General features: G+C 66.4%; 22 protein-coding genes. 6 read left to right on the top strand and 16 right to left on the bottom strand.

Annotation, left to right across the window (positions count from 1 at the left end; genetic code table 11):
- Positions 1-27: 27 nt before the first annotated feature.
- From AC1RHV_RS02990 to AC1RHV_RS02950, 9 genes are all read right to left on the bottom strand, one after another.
- Positions 28-1,029, bottom strand: coding sequence for a FecR domain-containing protein (locus AC1RHV_RS02990; RefSeq protein ID WP_492299692.1), 1,002 nt, complete (start codon positions 1,027-1,029; stop codon positions 28-30).
- Positions 1,030-1,102: 73 nt separating this feature from the next.
- Positions 1,103-1,624 (bottom strand): sigma-70 family RNA polymerase sigma factor, encoded by a 522-nt coding sequence (locus AC1RHV_RS02985; RefSeq protein ID WP_125471308.1) that lies wholly within the window; start codon positions 1,622-1,624, stop codon positions 1,103-1,105.
- 116 nt (positions 1,625-1,740) lie between these two features.
- Positions 1,741-1,899, bottom strand: a complete 159-nt coding sequence (locus tag AC1RHV_RS02980) for a hypothetical protein (RefSeq protein ID WP_166738321.1) — start codon at positions 1,897-1,899, stop codon at positions 1,741-1,743.
- A gap of 240 nt (positions 1,900-2,139) precedes the next feature.
- The gene (locus tag AC1RHV_RS02975; protein WP_492299691.1) at positions 2,140-2,841 is read right to left on the bottom strand and encodes a hypothetical protein; all 702 of its coding nucleotides are present in this window, start codon (positions 2,839-2,841) and stop codon (positions 2,140-2,142) included.
- 113 nt (positions 2,842-2,954) lie between these two features.
- Positions 2,955-3,710, bottom strand: a complete 756-nt coding sequence (locus AC1RHV_RS02970; protein ID WP_492299690.1) for a hypothetical protein — start codon at positions 3,708-3,710, stop codon at positions 2,955-2,957.
- A 217-nt stretch (positions 3,711-3,927) separates the two neighbouring features.
- The gene (sorU, locus tag AC1RHV_RS02965; RefSeq protein ID WP_302476938.1) at positions 3,928-4,221 is read right to left on the bottom strand and encodes a SorU family sulfite dehydrogenase c-type cytochrome subunit; all 294 of its coding nucleotides are present in this window, start codon (positions 4,219-4,221) and stop codon (positions 3,928-3,930) included.
- A gap of 47 nt (positions 4,222-4,268) precedes the next feature.
- Entirely contained in the window at positions 4,269-5,516 is a 1,248-nt protein-coding gene (sorT, locus tag AC1RHV_RS02960) for a SorT family sulfite dehydrogenase catalytic subunit (protein ID WP_492299689.1), read from the bottom strand.
- Between the two features lie 212 nt (positions 5,517-5,728).
- Positions 5,729-6,361, bottom strand: a complete 633-nt coding sequence (locus AC1RHV_RS02955; protein ID WP_192327829.1) for a class I SAM-dependent methyltransferase — start codon at positions 6,359-6,361, stop codon at positions 5,729-5,731.
- A gap of 251 nt (positions 6,362-6,612) precedes the next feature.
- Positions 6,613-9,075, bottom strand: a complete 2,463-nt coding sequence (locus AC1RHV_RS02950) for a penicillin acylase family protein (RefSeq protein ID WP_192327825.1) — start codon at positions 9,073-9,075, stop codon at positions 6,613-6,615.
- Positions 9,076-9,395: 320 nt separating this feature from the next.
- Between AC1RHV_RS02950 and AC1RHV_RS02945 the strand changes: the two genes are divergently transcribed.
- Complete coding sequence (locus tag AC1RHV_RS02945) at positions 9,396-9,803, top strand: hypothetical protein (RefSeq protein WP_082401051.1); 408 nt, start codon at positions 9,396-9,398, stop codon at positions 9,801-9,803.
- Positions 9,804-9,812: 9 nt separating this feature from the next.
- On the top strand, positions 9,813-10,034 hold the full coding sequence (locus tag AC1RHV_RS02940) for a YMGG-like glycine zipper-containing protein (RefSeq protein WP_013393765.1): 222 nt from the start codon (positions 9,813-9,815) through the stop codon (positions 10,032-10,034).
- Positions 10,035-10,085: 51 nt separating this feature from the next.
- Here AC1RHV_RS02940 and AC1RHV_RS02935 read toward each other — a convergent pair whose 3' ends face one another.
- The 4 genes from AC1RHV_RS02935 to AC1RHV_RS02920 are packed head-to-tail and all read right to left on the bottom strand — an operon-like array spanning position 10,086 to position 13,962.
- Complete coding sequence (locus tag AC1RHV_RS02935) at positions 10,086-10,916, bottom strand: SDR family NAD(P)-dependent oxidoreductase (RefSeq protein WP_225591363.1); 831 nt, start codon at positions 10,914-10,916, stop codon at positions 10,086-10,088.
- Complete coding sequence (locus AC1RHV_RS02930; RefSeq protein WP_492299688.1) at positions 10,913-11,653, bottom strand: SDR family NAD(P)-dependent oxidoreductase; 741 nt, start codon at positions 11,651-11,653, stop codon at positions 10,913-10,915. Before AC1RHV_RS02930 ends, AC1RHV_RS02935 begins: the two co-directional genes overlap by 4 nt.
- A 22-nt stretch (positions 11,654-11,675) precedes the next feature.
- A complete protein-coding gene (locus AC1RHV_RS02925) occupies positions 11,676-13,007 on the bottom strand; it encodes an MFS transporter (protein ID WP_054454873.1) in 1,332 nt (443 codons plus the stop codon).
- Positions 13,008-13,029: 22 nt separating this feature from the next.
- Positions 13,030-13,962 carry an alpha/beta hydrolase gene (locus tag AC1RHV_RS02920; RefSeq protein WP_492300780.1) on the bottom strand — a complete coding sequence of 311 codons (933 nt, stop codon included), beginning with the start codon at positions 13,960-13,962 and terminating at the stop codon, positions 13,030-13,032.
- A gap of 173 nt (positions 13,963-14,135) precedes the next feature.
- Between AC1RHV_RS02920 and AC1RHV_RS02915 the strand changes: the two genes are divergently transcribed.
- The gene (locus tag AC1RHV_RS02915; RefSeq protein ID WP_054454448.1) at positions 14,136-15,038 is read left to right on the top strand and encodes a LysR family transcriptional regulator; all 903 of its coding nucleotides are present in this window, start codon (positions 14,136-14,138) and stop codon (positions 15,036-15,038) included.
- 42 nt (positions 15,039-15,080) lie between these two features.
- Here AC1RHV_RS02915 and AC1RHV_RS02910 read toward each other — a convergent pair whose 3' ends face one another.
- Positions 15,081-15,758 carry a hydrolase gene (locus AC1RHV_RS02910; protein ID WP_054454449.1) on the bottom strand — a complete coding sequence of 226 codons (678 nt, stop codon included), beginning with the start codon at positions 15,756-15,758 and terminating at the stop codon, positions 15,081-15,083.
- Between the two features lie 143 nt (positions 15,759-15,901).
- Between AC1RHV_RS02910 and AC1RHV_RS02905 the strand changes: the two genes are divergently transcribed.
- From AC1RHV_RS02905 to AC1RHV_RS02895, 3 genes are all read left to right on the top strand, one after another.
- Positions 15,902-16,807 (top strand): LysR family transcriptional regulator, encoded by a 906-nt coding sequence (locus AC1RHV_RS02905; RefSeq protein WP_492299687.1) that lies wholly within the window; start codon positions 15,902-15,904, stop codon positions 16,805-16,807.
- Between the two features lie 133 nt (positions 16,808-16,940).
- Positions 16,941-18,332, top strand: a complete 1,392-nt coding sequence (locus AC1RHV_RS02900; protein WP_492299686.1) for an alginate export family protein — start codon at positions 16,941-16,943, stop codon at positions 18,330-18,332.
- Positions 18,333-18,358: 26 nt separating this feature from the next.
- Positions 18,359-20,047, top strand: coding sequence for an amidohydrolase (locus AC1RHV_RS02895; RefSeq protein ID WP_492299685.1), 1,689 nt, complete (start codon positions 18,359-18,361; stop codon positions 20,045-20,047).
- A 43-nt stretch (positions 20,048-20,090) separates the two neighbouring features.
- On the opposite strand, the gene AC1RHV_RS02890 is transcribed toward AC1RHV_RS02895, so the two are convergent.
- Positions 20,091-21,113, bottom strand: coding sequence for a porin (locus tag AC1RHV_RS02890; RefSeq protein ID WP_175180928.1), 1,023 nt, complete (start codon positions 21,111-21,113; stop codon positions 20,091-20,093).
- Positions 21,114-21,134: 21 nt separating this feature from the next.
- A complete protein-coding gene (locus AC1RHV_RS02885; protein ID WP_192352103.1) occupies positions 21,135-22,121 on the bottom strand; it encodes a Bug family tripartite tricarboxylate transporter substrate binding protein in 987 nt (328 codons plus the stop codon).
- Positions 22,122-22,150 lie beyond the last annotated feature (29 nt).

The following is a 22,150-nucleotide window of genomic DNA, read 5'->3' as shown; positions in this document are numbered from 1 at the left end:
CCCATCCCCTCAGATTTTTTTGTTTGTTCAGCCCCGCGCCCGTTCCGGCGCCCGTGCGCGTGCCCGAACCCGCGTCACCCGCCCGCCCCACCACAAGCGTCCCGCCTGCGGCTCCACCGGCAGAATCTGACGCAGCAGCGCCAGCACCTTGCGCGTATCGTCCAACTGGAACACCCCCGACACCGGCAACCGCGCCACCGCCGGGTCACACTCGATCGCCCCGTGATAGCGCGACAGCTCCTGCAAGAAGGCGTCCAGCGGCATATCGCGCACCGACAAGGCCCCCTCGACCCAGGCCCCGCCATCCATCACGCGCCCCTCCACCGGCACCAGCGCCCGCACACCTTGCGGCGTCATCCGCGCAGACTCCCCGGCCCGCAGCGTCGCGCCCGCCGTCTCGCCCGCGCCATCGCGCGGCAGCAACGCCACCGCGCCTTCATCCACCGCCACCTCGCTGCCGTCGTCCCACTGCCGCACCCGATACCGCGTTCCCAGCGCGTGCGCCCGCCCGTCGCGCGTCTCCACGAACAGCGGCCGCGACAGCGGGTCATGCCCAGAAATCACATACACCTCGCCCACCAGCAAACGAATGCGCCGCACTGGCCCGCCGTAATCGATATCGACCGCCGTCTCCGTATTCAGCACCAGCGTCCCGCCATCCGGCAGCGCGACGCGACGCCGCTCGCCCCGCGACGTAGACACATCGGCCAGCGCCTGCCGCACCGCAGGCACATCCCCCGCCCGCCACGCCACCCAACCGCCCGCCGCCAGCGCACCCAGCGACATCAAGGCCTTGCGGCGCGACCTCCGTGCCTGTGCCGCCTCTGTCTGCCGCAGAATCCGCGCCGCCGCCTCGCCCGGCATCTCCACCGCTGGCCGCTGCAAACGCGCGCCCAGCGCCTGCAAACGCTCCCACACCAACGCATGCGCGGGCTGCGCCCGCAGCCAGGCATCGAACGCCTGCCACGCCGACGCGTCCGCCGTGTTGTATTGCAGCTTGATGCGCCAGCGGATCGCTTCGTCCAACATCGCCCGATCCACCGCGCCCTCCGCGCCGTCCTCCGGACGCGCGCCTGGCGCCCCTGGCGACACGCCCGCCCGATCAAACCCCATAGACCAGCCGATAGCAGTGCTGCAACGCCTGCGCCAGATAACGCTCCACCGTCGCCACCGACCTCCCCACCTGCCGCGCAATCTGCGGGCACGTATGCCCCTCCATCTGCGCCAACAGAAACACCTCACGCACCTCCGGCTTCAACCGGCCCAGCATCTGCGCCACCTGCTCCAGCGACTCCAGAATCAACAGCCGCGACTCTTCCGAGGGCCAATGGCTCTGCGGATAAGTCTGCAACACCGCCAGATAACTGCGCTCGATCTCCAACCGCCGCCAATGGTCCACCAGCAAGCGGTTCGCGATGGTGCGCAGGTAGGCCCGCGGCTCGCGCAGCACGGTGTCAGAGGGGGAGTTTGCCGACAGCAGGCGCACAAACGTGTCCTGCGCCAGATCCGCCGCGCGATGCGCATCGCCCAGCTTCAGCCGCAGCCAGCCGTGCAGCCAGGAATGATGGTCGCGGTACAGCGTCGCGATGCCGGCGTCGGGACTGGCGCTAGGGGTAGCGGGCATGGGGATATATTGGGAATGGGAATTGTTCCTATTATATCCAGACGAATACCGGCCCAAGCCCGGTGTTCGCCCCCATGCCCGCCGGCTCGGGCGGGTCTTTGTCGTTGGGCGGGCGCCTACTGCAACGAAGCCGGCGCGTCGTGCAACACGCCGCAAGGGTCCGCGTCCGCGCCGCAAGCCCGCGCCTGCTCCAGCATGGCATTGACCTGCTCCCTGTGAACAGCGCCGCAGCATTGCTGTGACGCGGTACTGGCCGGCTTCCCAGCGAAGGTCATTTGGCCATCCATGGCCCGAGCTTGAACTCGCTGCTCATTTCGACGCAACACCTACGAGGTGAGCTGTGAGTTTGCAATCAATCAGTGTTGCGTTAGCCGCCATCTCATGCGCAACACAAGAAGCACAGCGGGGACCGCAACGCAGATTTGGAGACCCCGATGATCTCCAGAGTGGAGTCGAACGCAACACCAATCCCGAACTACCAAGAATGTGTCTTAAGCCCGTAGCGCAACTGAACCTTACTTCTGCACAATGGATTCCGATGCCAGGCGGCCGGTTTCGATGCACGAAACAAGGTTGGCCCTTACCAACGTGTCCACAGCGCCTTCATCACGCGCACCCGGCGACGTCATAAGCACAATGCGAGCACTATCGAAGGCCTGCGCCAGATCACTTGCGCTGGGCCATTTGGGCTGCAACGCCGACAAGCTCGACTGGACATTGCCCAAGATGCGATTACTGGCATTTTTCAGCTCGGGGACCAGTCGGCTGGAACCCAGAACCGGACTTGCCGCAGCCACGACACAAGTCAATTGAGCCGCTGCCGCCGAAAAAATGGCGTCCTGCGCCGTCAGGGAATACTGCGCCATTAACAATGCGGAGCCCGTCGCGATGCCCGCTCCCACTGCGGTCGTAGCAACATTGCCGATAATCGCGCCTACGGCTCCCGTCACAGCGCCGCCAATCGCGCCCGTACGCAGCTCAAGCCCCCCGGTCCGCGCCCTTTCCGAACGGTAGCGGTAGTATTCGGTCTGAACTTGCAGCTTCGCAACGACGTCGTCAACGGTGGTTTCGGACGACAGGTCGAATGCCTTTTGCGCATTGGTTTTTTCTCCTGTGTTCGTCTTGCTGGGATCGCTCCAGACGTCCAGAACCGGATAGGCATTTGGCGGTGTCCAGGCGCATCCGGATATACCACCCGCGAAGCTCACCAACGCCAATCTGACGGCTGTTCGGACGATGCAACGAGATGTTGGGTATGACACGCGCCCTCCTCTGTCGAACTCGATGGTCGCGACACCGCCGAGACAACTGAATCACTGATACGCCTTTTTCATTTTCCGAGTTGACCGATGCCTTGTTCGATGACACTGGTACGCACTCGGACGCCCTGCTCCTGCAATGCCAGATTCCGAAGCACAATTGTCAGATTGGGCAGAGGCATACCGGCGGCATCGAACAATTTCAAGTCCGCATTGATATCAAGGTTCAAGTCGCGCACCAACACGCTCGCGATTTCAGGCGGGCAATTGCAGCCCGCAGCGCAATCGGCCGTCCCGGGCGCCGCTTTCTTTGGCGCTTCGCACCACGGGCCCGCGAAGGTCGCAGCCGGCTTTGCCCGTCCATCCTTGCAGGTCCTGCCATGCCCGTTGACGACAGCTTTTGACCCCAGCGTGTCGCACCATGGCGAATGCGCTGCGGCAATATCCACGGCAGACACCAGGCCCCGCCGGTACTTGGACCGAAGGTCCATCGCAATCGCGCGGGCCGACCAGGCCGCCGAATCGAAGATCGCATGCCCGTCCACGTCGCGGTTGCCGTCGTTGCCCTGCGCGTCGGTCGTTCCCCGCCAATAGCTGGCCCCATGTTTCTGGCACCAGTAGTTATTCATTTTGATGCAGCGCTTCGCAACCGCGGCGCACTCGACCGCGTTGCCATTGGCATCTGTCAGCGCTTTCCTGGCTTCTTCGCACCAATTCGAGGCCTCGGCCTGGGGGGGTGGCATCGACTGTGCGCCCACGGAAAAGGACAACACTGCCGCCATCGTGGCAGGCGCAACGAGCAGTGACCAGGATACGAGTTGTCGCATGGCAGGCACCTGAAGAGACGGCATACCCGGCAGCCAGACTTCAGCACCGCTGCGCTTCAGAGAGCGCGGAAAGCTGCTGGGAGCATGGATCGTGGGAGCGTTGCTCTCGAATTTTTACCACGCGTGGATTCGTTCAAACACCACCACAACATCCTCCAAATTGAGTATGACGCAGCCCGGTTTTTTCCGGAGGAACGTCACCGCAACTGGAGTCCGCTCAGGGCTGCCCCCCAGTCGCCTTGGCAACATATGCCGCCAATACCTCGATTTCCTGATCCGACAAGCTCGTATAAGCCGGCATCTGGCCGATGCCATTGCGGATGGCCGTCGCCACGCGCGCCGCATCGGGCTTGATTTCGTCGAGCTTGGGACCGATGGCGCCGCTGGATTGCGCGTCGTTCAGGGTATGGCAGATCGCGCAGGCTGGCGTTGCGCCAACGAACAAGGCGCGGCCAGCCTCCATGTCGGGTTCGGCTGCCGACACGCCGGCATGGAGGCTGGCGATCAGCAATCCGGCGCCTAATGCGCGCTTCCTGGGTAACGCCAGTGCAGCTTCCCTCATGCCTTGGCCACCACCGTCACGGCGTGATCGCGCCAACTGCTATTGATGTAGCCGCCGGCATTCTGCGGACGCTCTTCTTCCTGCACGCGGCCCTCGGTATCCGTGGCCCGGCTGACCAGCACGTGTTCGCCCGCCGCCAATTCCACCGGCAACGCGAACTGGCGCCAGGCATAGCGCCCGAGGTCCGGGCCGACCAGCTCCGCCTTCTGCCAGTTCTTGCCGCCGTCTATCGAGACCTCGACCTGCTTGATGCCGTTGGTGCCGCCAAACGCCACGCCCTGCACCACCACGCGCCCGGCCTTCAGGGTGGACGCAGCCGGATTGGGCGTATTGATCCACGACTTCACGCCCATGGCCCAGACAGAGGGCTGGCTCGGATTCCCTTTCTGCCCAGGTGGCGCGAGGCGATAGCCGGTCTGCTGGATCGCGGCCGGGCTTTCCTTTTCAGTGAAGGCCAGCCGCTTGATGTATTTGACGCTGTTCACGCCTGTGTAGCCCGGCACGATCAGGCGCAAGGGGCCGCCATGAGCCAGCGGGATCGGTTCGCCGTTGAGCTCCCAAGCCAGGAGCGCATCCCGCATCGCTTCCTTGGGCACCGAACGCTCGACCATGACCATGTTCGGATCCAGGCCGTCAGGCAGTTTTTCGCCGCCGGTGCCGGTCATGTACACGGCGGCCGCCTCCAGTCCGCCGCAATGCTCGACCAGGACGCTGACCGGCAAGCCGCTCCAGATCACGCATCCGGCCGCGCCGACCTGCCAAGGCGTGCCGCTGGGTTTGTTGGGGAAATAGCCGCGGCCATTGCCCGAGCACTGCAAGACCATCGCCAGCGTCTGCAGGCCCATGCTCTTCAGTTGCCCCACGCTCAGCGACATGGGTTTTGCCACGCCGGCGATTTCAAGGACCCATGCGTCGCGGTCGGCCACGATGGACTCGTCGGGCGGCGGCAGGTTGTTGCGCACGTAGAGTTGACGCAGCGGCGTGACCACCCCGCTGCCGAATGCCTCGCGCCGCGTTTCTATGGTGTTGGCGCTGTGCACGATCATCGCATCGGGCTGCTTCCAGGCCGCGTAGGCTGGCAGCGGCTTGGCGGCGGATGCCGGGGCCGGTGGCGCGGCCGCGGCTGGCGCGGCTTTCTGTTCCGCGGCCAAGGCCGCGCGTCCCAGGCCCGCTGCGGCCAGCGCGCTGGCGCCGCCAGCCAACAGGCGCCGCCGCGCCGCGCTCTCGATCAGGGATGAACGCATTGCAGTCTCCTCGTTGGGGTCCGGAATCGTTGGTGTTCCAGAACCCTGCCGGCCTGCTACGACGTGGCTGTCTACCCCGCACGCACGTGTCCCAGGCCGCCAATAGTTATGACTGCGATGTTGGTTGAGCGATCTTTTCGTGTCAATTAGTTATTTGCAATACCCTGCCCTAGCCCATTTGGATAGGACGAGCCCATGCCAGCCAGCGCGGCCTAGGCCCGCCGGGCCAGGCTGTACACCGACGCCGGCGGCAGGTTCAGCGGCACGAACCCGACCTTGCTGGCCTGCAAGCCGCAGGCCTCCAGCACACTGGCGGATATCGGACAACGCACGCCATAGGTGAATAGCGCCATCGAGCCCTCTGCCGGCAGCGCGTCGAACACGGCGGCCAGCAGTTGCTGGTGATGCGCCTGGCTCATGTTGCGCAACGGCAGGCCGCAGATGGCGGCGCCAATCCCATCCATCTCGGGATGGCGCTTGCGGCAGAGTTCCTGCGCCGGCACCCGTAGCACCGCTGCCTCCGGAAACTGCGCCTGCAAGCTGCTGCTCATGGCCATGTCCTGTTCGACCAGCACCAGATTGGCCGGATCCACGCCCCGGCGCAGCATTTCGCGGGTAAAAACACCTGTGCCGCAGCCCAGCTCCAGGACTTTGCCCGCGCCGGGCGGTATGCAGGCGGTGATGGCCGCTGCCAGTGCCGGGCCGGACGGCGCCACAGCGCCTATGGCCGCGGGATTGGACAGCAGCGCCCGGACGAACTGCGTACGCTCCTGCAGCCAGCCCAACGGCGAGCGGCTCGCGGACTGGCGCGGGATAACGGTCTTGTAGGATTGCGTGGAATGCATGGGGGCCTCAGTCTCCTGGATCGGGAATGCCGTGCGACCCCAAAACCTTAACTGCGCAAGCCCCGCCGCACCCGCAACCGTCGGTAAGCACCCTTGTCAATTCGGTCTTGAAAGGCACGCCCGCCGCGCCCATGCGCGGCCGCACGCGGAGAGTTTAAGTTGCATAACTCTCTCCTGCCCTGCGTTATTGCGCCGTTCGATCAGCGAGGCCACGCTGATCGAACGGCGCTCCGCCGGCAGGCTGGCCTGAATCAGCGCTGTACCGGACGCAGATTCAAGGTACCCGCCTTCTCGCTATCCACCTTGGCGCGGCTGAACGCCATGGGGAAATACTCGCCCGTTGCCCAGTCCTTGAGCAGGTTCTGGTAATACGGGCTGCGCGGGTCGGCGGATTGTCCCGGCACGTTCTGCATGCGCGAGTTGTCCCAGTCGGCCACGTCGATCACCTGGCGGTATGACGCGCCGCTGGTCTGGCGGAAGTCGCTGGCGCGGAAGGTGGCGCGGTGCACGGTGTCGTTGTCGCCGCTGACCGGATAGCGCGGCGTGCCGTAGGCATTGGCGGTGGCCTCGGGCAACAGGCTGGCCAGGCTGTGCTCGAACTGGATGTGATGCAGCTTGCCCCACTGCCATTGCGAGGAATCCGGTCCCAGCTTGGCGCGCAGCTTCTGCAAGCCGTCGTTCAGCGCCTGCAGCAGCAGCGCGTCACGGCCCTGCTGCGGCTGCGCACCGAAAGCGCTGTCCGGCGTAGCCAGCTTTTCCAGCGTTTTGGCGGTGGACAGATTGCCGAAGGCGGCCCGGCCGTTGGCAGGCACGTAGAGTTCAGTCACGCGCTTGACGACCTCGGGCAGCCAGAACTCGTACACCGTGGCCGCGCGCGATTCCGTTCCCACTCGGGCGTCCCAGTCCTTCAGCATGCTCAAGGCCTGCGACGTCGCGGGATCGGCCGAATTCAGCGACTTCGCGTAGCCCGTCAGAGTGCGTGCCGGAATGGACAGGTTGTCGTACTGCAGCGCCTGCGAACTCTGGACCGTCTGCCCCTTGCTGTCGGCCAGCACCTCGCGTATGCGCTGCACGCGGTAGGGTTCGGCCCAGGTGCGGGCGGACATGTCCTTGTAGCGGTAGTCGGCCGGCAGGTTGTATTCGTTGGCGGTGGCGACATAGCCCTCGGGAGGGTTGTAGGCGCGGGGCAGCGCGCTGCCCGGCAGGACGCCGCGCCATTCGAACTCGCCATTGCCGGGCACGGGGAGCATGCCGGACCAATCCGCGCGCGGGCGTATCGGCGCGATGCTGCCGCCGAACCAGCCGATGTTGCCGTCCACGTCGGCATACACCATGTTCTCGCTGGGCGTGTAGTGCTTTTCCATGCCGGCGACGAACTCGTTCCAGTTCTGCGCCTGGTTCAGCCGCAGGCTGGCCAGATAGGCCGCGGTTCCGGGGAATTCCAGGTAGGCCGCGCGCAAGGCGTAGGCCTTGCGCTTCACCGGATCCACGTAGATCACCGGGCCGTGGCGGGTGAACTTCAGCTGGCGCGTTGCCGCTGCCTGCCCGCGCACGGGGATCGACTCATCCACCTGGCGCATCTTTTCCCAGCGGCCGTTGTAGCGGTATTCGTCCGGCCTGGCTGGATTGGTGTCGTAGACGTACAGGTCTTCTTCGTCGCCAAAGGCGAAGATCGTCAGCCCGAAAGCGATGCGGTCGTTGTGGCCCATGGACACGCCGGGCAGCGCCGGCTCGCCCGCGCCGATCACGTTCCAGCCCGGCGCGTTCAGGTGCACCATGTAGCGCAGCGAAGGCATGGTGATGGACCGGTGCGGATCGCCCGCAAGAATGGGCTTGCCGCTGGCCGTATGCTGGCCGGCTATGGTCCAGTTGTTGCTCTCGTAGCGGGTCGCCATGGGGTCGAACGCCGGATCCAGCGACGCCAGCAGATTCGCGGACAATTCCTGCGCAAGTTTTTCGCGCTCGGCGGCCGCGAGCGGGCTGCGCGGGAAGTCGGCGGCGACGAATTTCTGGCCGTTGCGCGCCAGGTTGTAGTCGCCCAGGACCTTGCTGTCGACGTCGCGCACGTCCAGTCCGGCAGGCACCTGCAGCGCCAAGGGCGGCTCGAAGGTGCTGAGTCCCTGCACGGCGTTCAGGCCCAGCGCCGCGACGCGTTGCGCCATCCGCACCTCTTCGTTGAGATTGCGGGTCAGGCCATAGATGCGGATGAGCGAGGTCTCGGGGCTCCAATAGCCGGGCTCGGTGCCGGTCAGCTTGAATTCCGGCGGCATCTGATCGGGATTCGCCTTGACCCAATCGATGTAGGCATTGATGCCCGCCGCGAAGGACGTGAGGATCGCCTTGCCCTGCGGGTGGTAGCTGGCGAATTCGGCCTGCATGTCGCCGCGGTACAGGAACAGGCGAGCCGCGCGGTCCTGCTCGACAAAGCGCGGACCGAACTGTTCGGCCATCTTGCCCTCGCCCTGGCGGCGCCAGAGGTCCAGTTGCCAGAGGCGGTCGCGCGCCGCGTTGAAGCCTTGGGCGAAGAACAGGTCATCCTGGTTCTGCGCGTAGATGTGGGACACGCCGTGGCGGTCGCGCACGATCTCCACTGGCTGGGACAGCCCCTTCATATCGACGGTTTCTTTCTTGCCTCCGGGCGACGCGCAGCCTGCCAGCACTGCAATCAGCCCGCTCGCCAGGAATGCCGCGGCCCTGCGATTGAACGTACGCATTGACTCCTCCTCGGGTTTATTTGTCTTCTATGTGCCTGCCGGCATCGAGGGGGCCATGCCGCCCGACGCGACAGCTAGCAATATGTACAGCGAAATTCCAAAGGCGGCGAACGCTGTTTCATTTGAACAGGCTTGCCAGAATCGGTAACGTCTGCGCCAGGTCCGTGTTGAAGCCCGATGGCAGAGCGGCACGCCTCTTGCGCAAGCATGCTTTCAAGCCTAAATTGATCTGGTCGCCTGGCGCTTGGCCATTGCAAGCGAACTGCGCGCATGGCGTTCTGGTTGTTTTTCTGTCTTTTGTTCCACCAAGGAGCGATATGATGAAAGTGAAACACCTGTTAGGCCCGGCAGCCCTTGCGCTGTCACTGCTGGTCGCCGCGCCGGTGGTAGCGGCGCCTACCGACCCGGCGCCCATCATCACCGGCAAGCAATGGTCGGAGTCCGACGCGAATCTGAAGAAGGCCTACCTGCTGGGCATGGCGAACCTCATCCAGGTGGAGCAGGCCTATCAGCAGCGCCGCGCGCCGGCGGACAACCAGACGCTGATCCCGCGTTTCGCCAAGGGTTTGCAGAGCCATACGCTCGATTCGGTGCGCGAACGGCTGGATAGCTGGTACGCGGCCAATCCGACCCGGATGGACCGCCCCGTGGTCGAAACGCTCTGGTTCGAAATCGTCGCGCCCGCGGCGCCGGCCACGCCGGCCGCTCCCGCCAAGCGCGCCCGCTAGGAGTCAACCATGAAAGTCATCCGATCGATCGCCATAGGCCTCATGATGGGGTCGCTGGTAGCCTGCACCAACATGAGTTCCAAGCAGCAAGGCACCCTGTCGGGCGCGGCCATCGGCGCCGCGGCCGGCGCGGGCATTGCCGCCATCGCGGGCGGCAGCGGCTGGACTGGGGCCGCCATCGGCGCCGCCGCCGGCGGCATTGCCGGCAATATCTACGGCGACAAGCACTAAGCCTCCGCCCTTGCGCAATGGCCAGTCCCGGGCCGCGGCCCGGGACTGCGGCTACAGATTGCCGGTGGACTTGCCGATCCGCCAGTACACGCCTCCTCCCGTCATGCCGCCGTCGACCGGCAGGTCCGCGCCGGTGATGAACGAAGCCTCGGGCCCCAACAGGAACATTACCGCCGCCGCGATCTCATCGGCATCCGCGCCGCGCGACAGCGGCGTGGCGTCGCGGTTGCCTTCATAGAACAGGCGCGCCCGGCCGGCGTCATGCACGGCATTGGGCTGCATGATCATCGGCGTTTCCACCAGGCCGGGGCATACGGTGTTGACGCGTATGCCCCGCCCCGCCAGTTCCAGCGATGCCGCCCGCGTCAGGCCGCGCAGGGCCCACTTGCTGGCGGTGTAGGCTGCGCTGAAGTAGCCGGTAAGCCCCGCCGTCGACGACGTATTGACGATGGCCGCGCCCTGCGGCATCAGTGCGGCCAGGTTGCGGATGGCGAGGAATGGCCCGTCCAGATTGATGTCCAGCAGGCGCCGCCATTCCGCGTGCGTGGTCTCGGTCACGGTTTTGCGCAGGGTCACGCCAGCGTTGTTGACCAGGCCGTAGAGCGGCACGCCCGCAGCCGAAATCTCATCGGCCAACGCCAGCCAATCGGATTCGCGGGCCACGTCCGCGACCCGGATGCGCAGCCGTTCGGCATCCGCGCCCGCCGCCGCGCGCAACTCCGCCCAGGTCGCATCGCTTTCGGGCAAGACGTCCAGCGCGTAGACGGTTGCGCCGGCCTGCAACAGGCGCAGCGCCTCGGCCGCGCCCTGCCCTCTGGCCGCGCCCGTCACGACGGCCGCCTTGCCGTTCCACCACGATGCCACGTCCTTGTCGTCGCTCATGTCTTGGACACTCCGCCGTCGACCATCAGCACGTGACCAGTGACATAGCCGGATGCCTGCGAAGCCAGATACAGCGCCGCGTCGGCGATCTCGGACGGCTGGCCCACGCGGCGCGCCGGCAGGCGCTCCACGTATTCGGCAAAGGTGGCGGCGTCGGCGTGCATCCAGCTGCTCATCGGCGTTTCGATGAAGCCGGGCGCAATGGCGTTGACGCGCAGCCCCTTGGGGCTCCACTCCAGCGCCAGGCATTGGGTCAGATGGGCCACGCCGGCCTTGGCAGCCGCATAGTCGGCGCAGTTCGGGCGCGGCTTGACGCCGGCATAGCTGGACAGGTTGATGATGGCGCCGCTGCCTTGCGCGATCATGTGGCGCGCAGCCGCCTGCGCGCCGAAGAACGTGCCTTTCAGGTTGATGTCCATGGTGCGTTGCCATGCGGCTTCGTCCAGGTCCAGGGCGGGCATGCGGGCCATGAAGCCGGCGTTGTTGACCCACACGTCCAGCGCGCCGTACTGGGCAGCCACCGCGTCGGCCAGTGCGCGTACCGCCTGCGCTTGCGTGACGTCCAGTTGGCGGCAATCCGCGTCCACGCCGGACGGCGCCCCAAGGTCCAGGTCGGTGGCGACCACGGTCGCGCCCTGCTGGCGGAACGCCGCCGCCATGGCGCGTCCAATACCGCCCCCGGCCCCCGTGACAACCGCGATTTTCCCTGCCAGATCCGGATAGTTCATTTTGCTCATGTGATGATGAAAAAATTGGAGTTCAGTTGAATGCCGCGCGCTTGGCGGCCTTGTTGACTGCTGTGTTGCCGGCTTCCTCGCCCGGCAGGCGGATGTCGTTCAGGTCCATGCCCGCCGTCTCCTTGATGAGGAAGGCGCCGGCAAACGCCATCAGCCCCAGCGCCCCCACGTAGGCCGTGTAGACCCAATCCAGCCCTTGGGCGCCCAGCCAGGCATTGATGTAGGGCGCGGTGCCGCCAAAGATCGCGACCGACAGCGAAGAGATGAAGCCCACGCCCATGGCGCGCGCGCCGGTCGGCACCTGTTCGGCCACCACGGCGGGGAAGATCGCCGCCAGCAGCGCCCAAACCAGGAGGCCTATCAACTGCCCCACGAACAGCGTCCAGGGCTGGTCGGTCACGATGTGCGATACCGGGAACACCGCCAGCGCCACGCCCAGGCCGAAGGCCATCACCATCGGCTTGCGGCCGTAGCGGTCCGCCAGCCAGCCGCAGACCGGCAGCCACAACAGGCACACCAACTGCGCGATCAGGCTGGCCGTGTAGGCGCCCGCCGGATCCATGCCCTTGGTCGCGATGGCCGTGGCCGGCGCGAAGGTGACCCAGGTGTAATACGTGGCGTTGGACGCCGCGGCGATCATCACGATGTTGCGGGCGATCTTCAAGGCCTGCCGCGCCGACACCTTCTGCGTACCGCCCTGCTCCGCGCTGTGTTCGAAGACCTCGCTTTCGCTTGCGCTGCGGCGCAGGAACAGCGCGTAGACGCCCAGCAGCGCCCCCACGCCAAAGCCCACGCGCCAGCCCCAGGCTTCCATCGCGGGCTTGCCCAGCCAGGACGTCAGCAACGCCGCCAGCGCGGTCGCGGCCATGACGCCGATGGTCACGCTGACGAACACCGAACTCGACCACAGCCCGCGCCGCGCGGGCGGCGCGATTTCGGCAACATAGGTATAGGCCACGCCGGACTCGCCGCCATGCGCCAGCCCCTGCATCAGGCGGCAGATGAAAAGCAATACCGAAGCCAGCACGCCGGCCTGCTCATAGGTGGGCAGCAGCGCGATCGCCAGGCTGGTCAGGGCCAGCAGGCACATGGTCAGGACCAGCGTGAACTTGCGGCCGTAGCGGTCGCCGATGCGGCCGAACAGCCAGCCGCCGATCGGCCGCGCCAGGAATCCGCCCGCGAACACGGCCAGCGTGGCCAGCAGCGCCGAACCGCGGTCGGACGGGTCGAACAGGTTCATGGCCAGATAGGCCGAGAACGTGCCGTACAAGGTCCAGTCGAACCATTCCAGGGCATTGCCCACGGCCGCCGCGCGCAGCGAAGCGTGGCGGCGTTGGCGGTCCTGTGTCTCCATCATTATTGTCGTCGTCATTTTTTTATCCGTGCTGGTCTTGGCCGAGGTGCCGCGCGAACCAATTGGCCGCGGCGTTGCTGGTGCGTTCGAAATGTTCCGTGTAGACCGAGTAATGGCCGCCGGGCAGCAGCAGCAACTCCTTGGGCTGATGCGCTGCGTTGAAAGCGTCCTGCTGCAGATCGGCAGGCGTCAGGCCGTCGCCGGTGGCGACGATCATCAGCAGCGGCGTGGGCGCGATACGGCGCACGTACATGCCGGGCTCATAGGCGCGGGCCAGTTCCAGCGACCGCAACGTGACCTCATTGACCCAGCTTGGGCAGCGGCGCGCTTCGCCCGTCATGTAGTTGTAGGAGTCCGGGCCCGGATAGGCGACCGGCGCGTCGGGATCGGCATCGACCATGCGCAGCATCGCAGGCGGCTGGCCCGCGTCGCGTGCCTCGCGGTCGGCTTCGAACGCGGCCTGCAGCGCCTGCGCCTTGTCGTAGCGCACGCGCCGTTGGGCCGCGGAGAAACCGCTGGTGGTCGGAACCTGGCTGACCACGCACTTGACGCGGCGGTCGATGGCGGCCACCGTCAGCGCGTGGCCGCCGCTGTAGCTGCTGCCCCAGATGCCGATGCGCTCGCGGTCGACTTCCGGACGTTGGCGCAGATAGGAAATTGCCGAGCGGAAATCCTGGATCTGCCGCTGCGGATCGATCTCCTGGCGCGGCATGCCCTCGCTGCGGCCGAGATTGCGGAAGTCGAAGGTCAGCGCGGCCAGGCCCCGGGCCACCACAGCGGCCGCGTACTCTTCCAGGTCGCCGCCGGCGACCATGGACCAGCCGTGCGCGAGCGCGACCGCGCCGACCGGGCCGCTGGCCTGCTCGGGCCGGTAGAAGGTACCGCGCACCAGATCCCCTTCGACCAGGAATTCAATCGGTTCTGCCGATTCTTTTGGGCCTGATCGTTCTGGCATAGATGAACTCATGCCTGTCTCCTTATCGCTCATCAATGAGCTAAGCTTGTGTGAACAGGTCGAATTCTGCCCATCGGGCCTGGCGCGAACAAGCGCTATTATTCAAGCCATCAATCGTTAATCCCGATTGATATAAGAACGACTACTACGCGCACGGAAGGTGCCCCGGAGCCATGGATCTACGCCAATTCGATTGTTTTCTGGCCGTTGCGGACAAGCTGCATTTCGGCCGCGCGGCGGAAGCGCTGCACATGAGCCAGTCATCCGTATCGGAAGCGGTCAAGGCGTTGGAAAAGACGCTGGGCGCCCCCTTATTCGAGCGCAGCAGCCGCCGCGTCGCGCTTACGCCGTTGGGCGAAACCCTGAAGCTGGGCGCGGGACCGGCCGTGGTCATGCTGAAAGCCGCGCTGGACGACTGCAAGCGCCAGGCCGCGGGCAAGCCGCGCCATCTGCGCATCGGCTTCCTGGGCGGCGGTTTCTACGAGCTATACCGCCCGCTGGTCTCGGAATTCAAGGCCGCGCATCCCAACGTGGAGCTGGAGTTCGTGGAACTGACCTACGTCACCCACTACGCGGCGGTGGCCGACGGCTCGGTCGACATTGCGTTCTGCCGTTTGCCGCTGGGCGCGGACGGCCTGTGCCATGGGCCCATCGTGTTGCGGGACCAGCGCATGCTGTGCGTCCCGCTTGATCACCCGTTTGCCGCGGCGACCCTGCTGGACCCTGAGCTGCTGGCCGAGGAACGGCTGGTGCGCATGGTGCCGGGATCGGTCAACCAGGAATGGCAGGACTACCACTTTCCGCGCCACACGCCCAAGGGCAAGCCCATCGGCGACGGCCCGGTGGTGCGCACGATCCGCGAGGGCATCGCGGCCGTGAACACGCGCGAAGGCCTGCTGATGCTGACCAAGCGCGCCGCCAGTTATTACGCGACACCCGAGATCGCATTCGTCGAGATCGACCTGCCCGCCATGCCTTCTGCCCTGGTCAGGCGGGTGGACGACCACCGGCCCATTCTCCAGGAACTGGAAGCCTTGCTGCTGCGCATCGCCGAGCGGCATGGCGTGGCGGCTTGATCCGGGCCGCGAGGCCCGGGCCTCCGCTTATATCGAAGCGGATCAGCGCTGCGAATCCAGGACTTCGTTGTTCTTCACCACTTCCTGCGCCTTGGAGTAGCTTTCGATCAACAGCTGGTAGGCCGGGAACACCTTGGTGTAGACCTCGGCCCACTGCATGGCGTCTTCACGGTTCCAGGTCTTCTGCAGTTCCGAGGCCACGGCGGCAGTGTCCATCGGCACCACGCCGGCCTGCACCACGCGCGCCAGCGTGATTTCCTGGGCCATCTTGGTGTACGTGCCAGAGGCGTCGATCACCGCGAACACCTTGTAGCCGTCGGCGACGGCGCTGATGGCCGGGAACGCCATGCACACGCTGGTGATGGTGCCGGCGATGATGAGCGTCTTGCGGCCGGTGGCCTTCACGGCGGCAACGAATTCGGGGTTGTCCCAGGCGTTGATCTCGCCCTTGCGCGCAATGTATTGCGCATGCGGGGCGTTGGCGTGGATCTCGGGAATCAGCGGACCATTCGGGCCTTGCGGCACGGAAGCCGTGGTGATGACGGGCATCTTGGCCAGCGTGGCCATCGACGCCAAGGCGCCAGCGCGGGCACGCAGTTCCGGCATGGGCATGTCGCCCACGGTCTGGAACAGGCCGCTCTGATGATCGATCAGCAGCATGACGGCGTCGTCGGCGTCGATAACAGGACGTTGGCCGTTGAAGTTGGCGGGTGCGGACATGGTGTACTCCTAATTTGAAAGGTCGACGGCTTGTGGCCGAATCAGAAGCCTTATGGCTGCACAAATATTAAAAATAGAACAAAATTGTCGGAAGACCGATTTTTTGCTTTCAGCGTTCTATTTTTTGAACCAAAGGGATGCCCATGCAGGATCTCAACGACCTTTTCTATTTCGTGCAGACCGTCGAGCACCAGGGCTTTGCCCCCGCGGGACGTGCGCTGGGCATGCCCAAGTCCCGCCTCAGCCGCAGGCTGGCCCTGCTGGAAGAGCGCCTCGGCGTGCGCCTCATCCAGCGCTCGACCCGGCATTTCATGGTCACGGACATAGGCCAGACCTACTACGAGCGCTGCAAGGCCATGCTGGCCGAAGCGGAAGCCGCGCAGGAAGTGATCGACGCGGCCCAGGTCGAGCCGCGCGGCGTGGTCAAGCTGACCTGCCCGATCGCCCTGCTGCATACCCATGTGGGCGGCATGCTCGCCGACTTCATGATCAAGTACCCGCGCGTGGTCATACAGTTGGAGGCCACCAACCGCCGGGTCGACGTGCTGGGTGAAGCCGTGGACGTGGCGATCCGCGTGCGGCCGCCTCCGCTGGAAGACAGCGAACTGGTCATGCGCGTGCTGTCGGACCGCGGCCAGAGCCTGGTCGCCAGCCCGGGCCTGACGGCCCAATGCGGCCAGCCCGCAACCCCGGACGACCTGGGCGCCTGGCCCAGCCTGGCGCTGGGCTCGCCCAACCAGGCCTATCGCCTGGAGCTGTACAAGCAGGACGGCCAGCAGGCCACCGTCTCGCTTGCCCCCAGGATGATCACCACCGACATGATCGCCTTGCGCAACGCGGCGGTGGCCGGCGTGGGCGTCGTGCAACTGCCCACCATGATGGTGCGCGAACAGCTGCAGGCGGGACAGCTGGTCCGGCTGCTGCCTGACTGGGCCCCGCGCCGCGAGCTGATACATGCGGTGTTCCCGTCGCGGCGCGGCCTGCTGTCGTCGGTCAGGACCTTGGTGGATTATCTGGCGGAGCGCTTCGGGAAGTTGCAGGAAGACTAGCCCAGCGTTCCGTTTTCAGGACAGCCAGGGCTAAAAATGGCGACTACCGACGCCATTGTCCTTAATCTATCTTGCCGCCTGGTCACTTTTACCGCTGTCGACGCTTGCACGCGTCGGCTGCAGCCCAGGCAACTTGAACTTCCACAGACTCGCAATCCTCCCGCTGGCCGCGCTGGCAATCGGCGCCGCGCAGGCCGCCGGGTCCGCGCTGCCGCCCATCGATCCCTGGCGTTATACCGAGGACTACAGCTACCTGGACGACCCGGCCAAGCGCACGGGCGCCTGGGGCGAAGCCGGCAAGTGGATCCGGCTGGGCGATTCCTCCGCGCTGACCCTGGGCGCCGAGCTGCGCGCCCGCTATGAGCGCTACCGCAACAACGAATTCGGCGACGCGGCTGTACCCGACGAGGGTTACCAGCTGTACCGTTTCCTGCCCTATGCCGACCTGCGGCTGGGCCGGCAGGTGCGCGCCTTCGGCCAGTTGAACCTGACCCATGCCGAACGCGACACCGGCTCCATCGGACCGCCCGACGACACCGGCAGCGACGTGCTGCAGGCTTTCGTCGACGTCTCTCTTGCCGGCGCTGGGGGCACCTGGACCGCGCGCGCGGGCCGCCAGGTCATGGCCTATGGCAGCGAACGGCTGATCTCGGCGCGCTACGGTCCCAACGTGCTGCGCTCGTTCGACGGCGGCGCGCTCAGCTGGGCAGGCCAGGGGCTGCGCGTGGACGGTTTCCTGGTGCGCCCGGTGCGCAACGATCCGGACGATTTCAGCGACCGCGCCGACTCCCAGCGCCGGCTCGGCGGCCTCTACGGCACCTGGTCCGCGCCCGGCGGCCTGGGCGACACCGGCCTGGATGCCTACCTGCTGTCGCTGTCCAGCGACTCGGCCACCTACAACCAGGGCAGCGGCCCCGAAACCCGCAACGCGCTGGGCGCGCGCTACTTCGGCCAGCACGCCTCCTGGCGCTGGGACCTGGAAGCGGTCTACCAATACGGCAGCTTCGCCGGCGCGCCGGCGCGCGCCTGGTCGCTCGCCAGCGACGTGAGCTACACCTTCCGCGGCACGCCATTGCAGCCGCGCGTAGGCCTGAAGGCCAACATCATCAGCGGCGACCGCAATCCGGACGATCCCAAGCTCCAGACCTTTGCCGTCTTCTTCCCCAAGGGCAAGTACTTCGGCGAAGCGGGCCTGATCGGCCCTTCCAACCTGATCAACCTGCATCCCTCGCTCACGCTGGACCTGGGCTCCGGCTGGACGTTGGGAACCGCGGCGGTCTTCTATTGGCGTCAAAGCCTGCAGGACGGCGTGTACGGCGTGGCCGGCAATCTGCTGCGCCCGGCCGGCGCCAGCCGCGCCCGCTACATCGGCACGCAGGCCGACGTGGTGCTGGGCTGGGAAGTGTCGCGCCACCTGAGTTTCGAAGCCGCCTACTCGGTGTTCCGGCCCGGAAGCTTCATCCGCGACACCGGCCGCGCCGAAACCGTCCATTTTTTTGGCCTGGAAGCGCTATGGCGCTACTGAACCCCCTCGATGACCGGAGACGACACATGAAAAGAACCACGGCGCTTGTCCTCGCATTGGCAGCCGCGCTGCCCTGCGCCGCCCACAGCCGCGACGCCGACCTGGTGCTGCGCAATGGCCAGATCATCACCATGGACCCCGCGGCGCCGCGCGCAACAGCCCTGGCGATCCAGGGCGAACGCATCGTGGCGGTGGGCGGGGACGGCGATGTCGAGCAACACGTCGGACCGGCCACGCGCCAGTTGGACCTGCAGGGCCGCACGGTGATACCCGGCCTCATCGACACGCATATCCACGCCATCCGCGGCGGCCAGACCTATGCGTTCGAAACCTACTGGTACGACGCGCCCAGCCTGTCAGACGCGCTGGGCCGGCTGACCCGCGACGCCGCGCAACGCCCGCGCGACCATTGGGTCGCGGTGGTCGGATCCTGGCATCCGCGGCAATTTCGCGAGCGCCGCGCGCCCACCCGCGCCGACCTGGACCAGGCGGTCCCCGGGCATCCCGCCTATGTCCAATACCTGTACGACTACGCCCTGCTCAACAGCCGCGGCATCGAAGCCCTGGGCCTGGACGGCCCGCAGCCGCCGGAACTGCACGGCATCACGGTCGAGCGCGACGCGCAGGGCCGCGCCACCGGCAGGCTGCTGGGCGGCATCGGCCCGTTCAACGCGCTGTTCGCCCGCCTGAGCCATACCGCCGACCGCCCCGCCGGGCTGCAAGCCTTTCTGCGCGCCATGAACGCGCGCGGGCTGACGGGCTTCATCGATCCGTCGGCCGGCGGCGCTGAAGCCTACGAGCCGCTCTACGCGCTGCGCGACCGTGGCGAACTCACCGTGCGCGCGGGTTACCGGATTTCGGCCATGCGCGCGGGCGGCGAGGCGCAATGGTTCCGCGACATCATGGCCTTCCGCCCGCCGCGCCACGACGACGGCAAGCTCGCGTTCCTGGGATTGGGTGAAAACCTGGTATCCGCCATGAACGACGGCGTGCGCATGGGCCCGGGATTCAACCCGCCGGCCGAAGCGCGCCAGGAACTCGCCCGCATCGCCCGCTACGCGGCCGAACGCCGCATCCCGCTGGAGATCCACGCCTACACCGACGATGCCGCCAGCGCCATCCTCGACGTGTTCGAGGAAGTCGGCCGCGACCACGACCTGCGCCCGCTGCGCTGGTCCATCGCCCACCTGAACACCGGCTCGCGCCGCACGCTGGAACGCATGGCGCGTTTGGGGCTGGCCTATACGGTGCAGATGGGTCCGCACTTCGAGGGCGAGGCGATACGCGAGGCCAATCCCAAGGGGGCGGAGCAGGATTCGCCGCCGGTGCGCACGGCGCTGGACCTGGGTCTGCCGGTCGCGGGCGGCACCGATTCGACCCGCATCGGCGTGGCTGGCGTCTGGCAGGCCGTGGAGTACCACGTGCAGGGACGCGCCATCGGCGCCACCGTGCTGCGCGAGCCCGGCGCCTTGCTCACGCGGGAGGAAGCGCTGGCGCTCTACACGCGCCAGGCCGCCTGGCTGGCATTCGACGAAGACGACCGCGGGCAACTGAACGCCGGCAAGCTGGCCGACCTGGCGGTGCTGGACCAGCCCTACCTGACGATGCCGGCGGACCAGATCCACGCCATCAATTCGGTGCTCACGCTGCTGGGCGGCAAGCCGGTGCATGATTCCGGGGTGTTGCCGGCGGCGCCTGCCAAGGCGGTCCAATAAAAAATTGCAGCCCCGCACTGAGCGGGGCCGCAGCGCATCACGCTCAGAACGAGTGGCTGATCCCGACCTGGAAGCCCTTCGAGTTCGCGCCCGGCACGCCTTCCGGCGCGACGTCCCCGGTCACGAAGGCGGCATTGCCCTCGTTCTTGATGAAGGACGCCGCCGTGTACAGCACCGTGCGCTTGCTGAGCGCGTAGGTGTAGCCCAGCGCAAACTGCTGCGCGTCGTCGCCTTCGTACTGTCCGCTCTGGGTGGAACGGGAGTACGACAGCTTCACGTGGCCGCCACCCACAGGCACCGACGCGCCCGCCAGGGCCACGTGCTGCTTGTCCGACCCGATCTTCTGCTGCAGGTAGTTGGCAAACAGCTTCACCACGCGGAAGTCATAGCTGGCGCCCAGGGTCGCGGTTTCGTAGTGCTCGCCGCTGCCCATCGACGTCCTGCCGTATGCGGCGGCGACATTGAGCGGACCGGACTGGTAGCCCAGCCGCCCGCCGGCATAGTCGGCGCCGCGCAGGTCTTCTTCGCGCGCATAGTTCAGGTGTCCGTATATCCCGCCGAGTTTCTTCGGCAGGAAGTACGCCACCATGTTGCTGGCGCGCGAGAGCGTGGTGGCGCCCTCCATCCCCAAGGGCCAGCCCTTGATGATGTTGCTGCTGCCGCCCACGCCCACGGTGCCGAAGGGCGAGAACGAGGACACGTTCCAGAACGCCGCGGTGTAGTCCCGCCCCAGCCGCAGTTCGCCGTAGCGCTCGTTGCTCAAGCTGATGGTCGAACGCCGTGTCCAGTTCAGGCCTTGCGGCCCGCCACTATTCGGCAGGATGGGCGCCTCCAGCCAGAACCCCACCGAGTTGCCGTTGCCCAGATTCTCGGTGCCGCGCATGCCGATGCGGCTGGGCAGCATGTAGCCGCCCTGGTCCATGCCGATCTTGGAAGTGCTGCCTGCGGTGGCGCTGGTCACGTTCAGGTCGATGTGGCCGAACAGGGTCAGCGACGACGATTGCGCAAGCGCCGGTCCCGCCAGCGCACAGGCTCCCAACAGCCCGATTCTTCTGATTATTGACATATTCCCCCCAGTTTCCCCGACTCAATTGCCGACGCGTATGCCGGCGCCGCGGATCAGGCTGCCGGTGCTTTCCATTTCGCGGCCGATCAGCTCGGCGAATTGCTGCTGCGGCATGGGCGCGGGCTCGGCCCCCAGGTTGTCGAAGCGCTCGCGCGTGGCGTCCGAGCGCAGCGCCTGTTCGGTGCCGGCATGCAGCTTGGCCAGGACCGCCGGCGGCGTCGCGGCCGGCACGAACATGGCCACCCAGAACAGCTGGTCCACGTCGCGGTAGCCAGCCTCTGCTGTCGTGGGCACGTCCGGCAACGCGGGCGAGCGGTGGTCGGCGCTGATCGCCAGCGCGGTCAGCTTGCCAGCCTTGACCATGGGCAGCGCCAGCGGCAATGGCAGGAAGAACCAGTCGACCCGGCCGGCGATCACGTCGTTGACCGCCTCCGGCGTGCCGCGGTACGGCACGTGGATAGCCTGGATGCCAGTCGCGGCCCTGAACTTTTCGCCCGCGATGTGCGCGCCGCTGCCGCTGCCGGACGAGCCGTAGGTATATTGGTCGGGTTCGGCGCGGGCGCGCTCCACCAGGTCCTTCAGCGACTTGAAGTTGCGCGCGTTCGACGCCACGATCACGTTCGGCATCGAGGCCAGCATGGTCACGGGCGTGAAGTCCTTGAGGGTGTCGTATTTGAGGTTGGCGTAGAGCGACTGGTTGGCCACGTGGGCGGCGGAGTGCACCAGCACCGTGTAGCCATCGGCCGCGGCGCCCGCCACCATGGTGGCGCCCAGCACGCCGCCTGCGCCCGGCCGGTTCTCCACCACCACCGGCTGGCCGAGTTTCTTCTCCAGCTGTTCCGCCACCGTCCTGCCGATGACATCGGTGGTCGACCCCGCCGTGAACGGCACTACCATCCTGATGGGGCGCGCCGGATAGTCCGGCTGGGCCTGCAGCGTGGCGCTAAGCCCCACGACGCCGGCCAGGGCCGTCGCGTATTGAAGAAAATGTCTGCGGTGCAGTGTCATGGTTTGTCTCCTTTTATGCTTCTGCTGCG

Source organism: Achromobacter sp. GW823-FHT04E03 (genome assembly GCF_058796095.1).
This window is presented reverse-complemented; position numbering and strand designations above follow the sequence as displayed.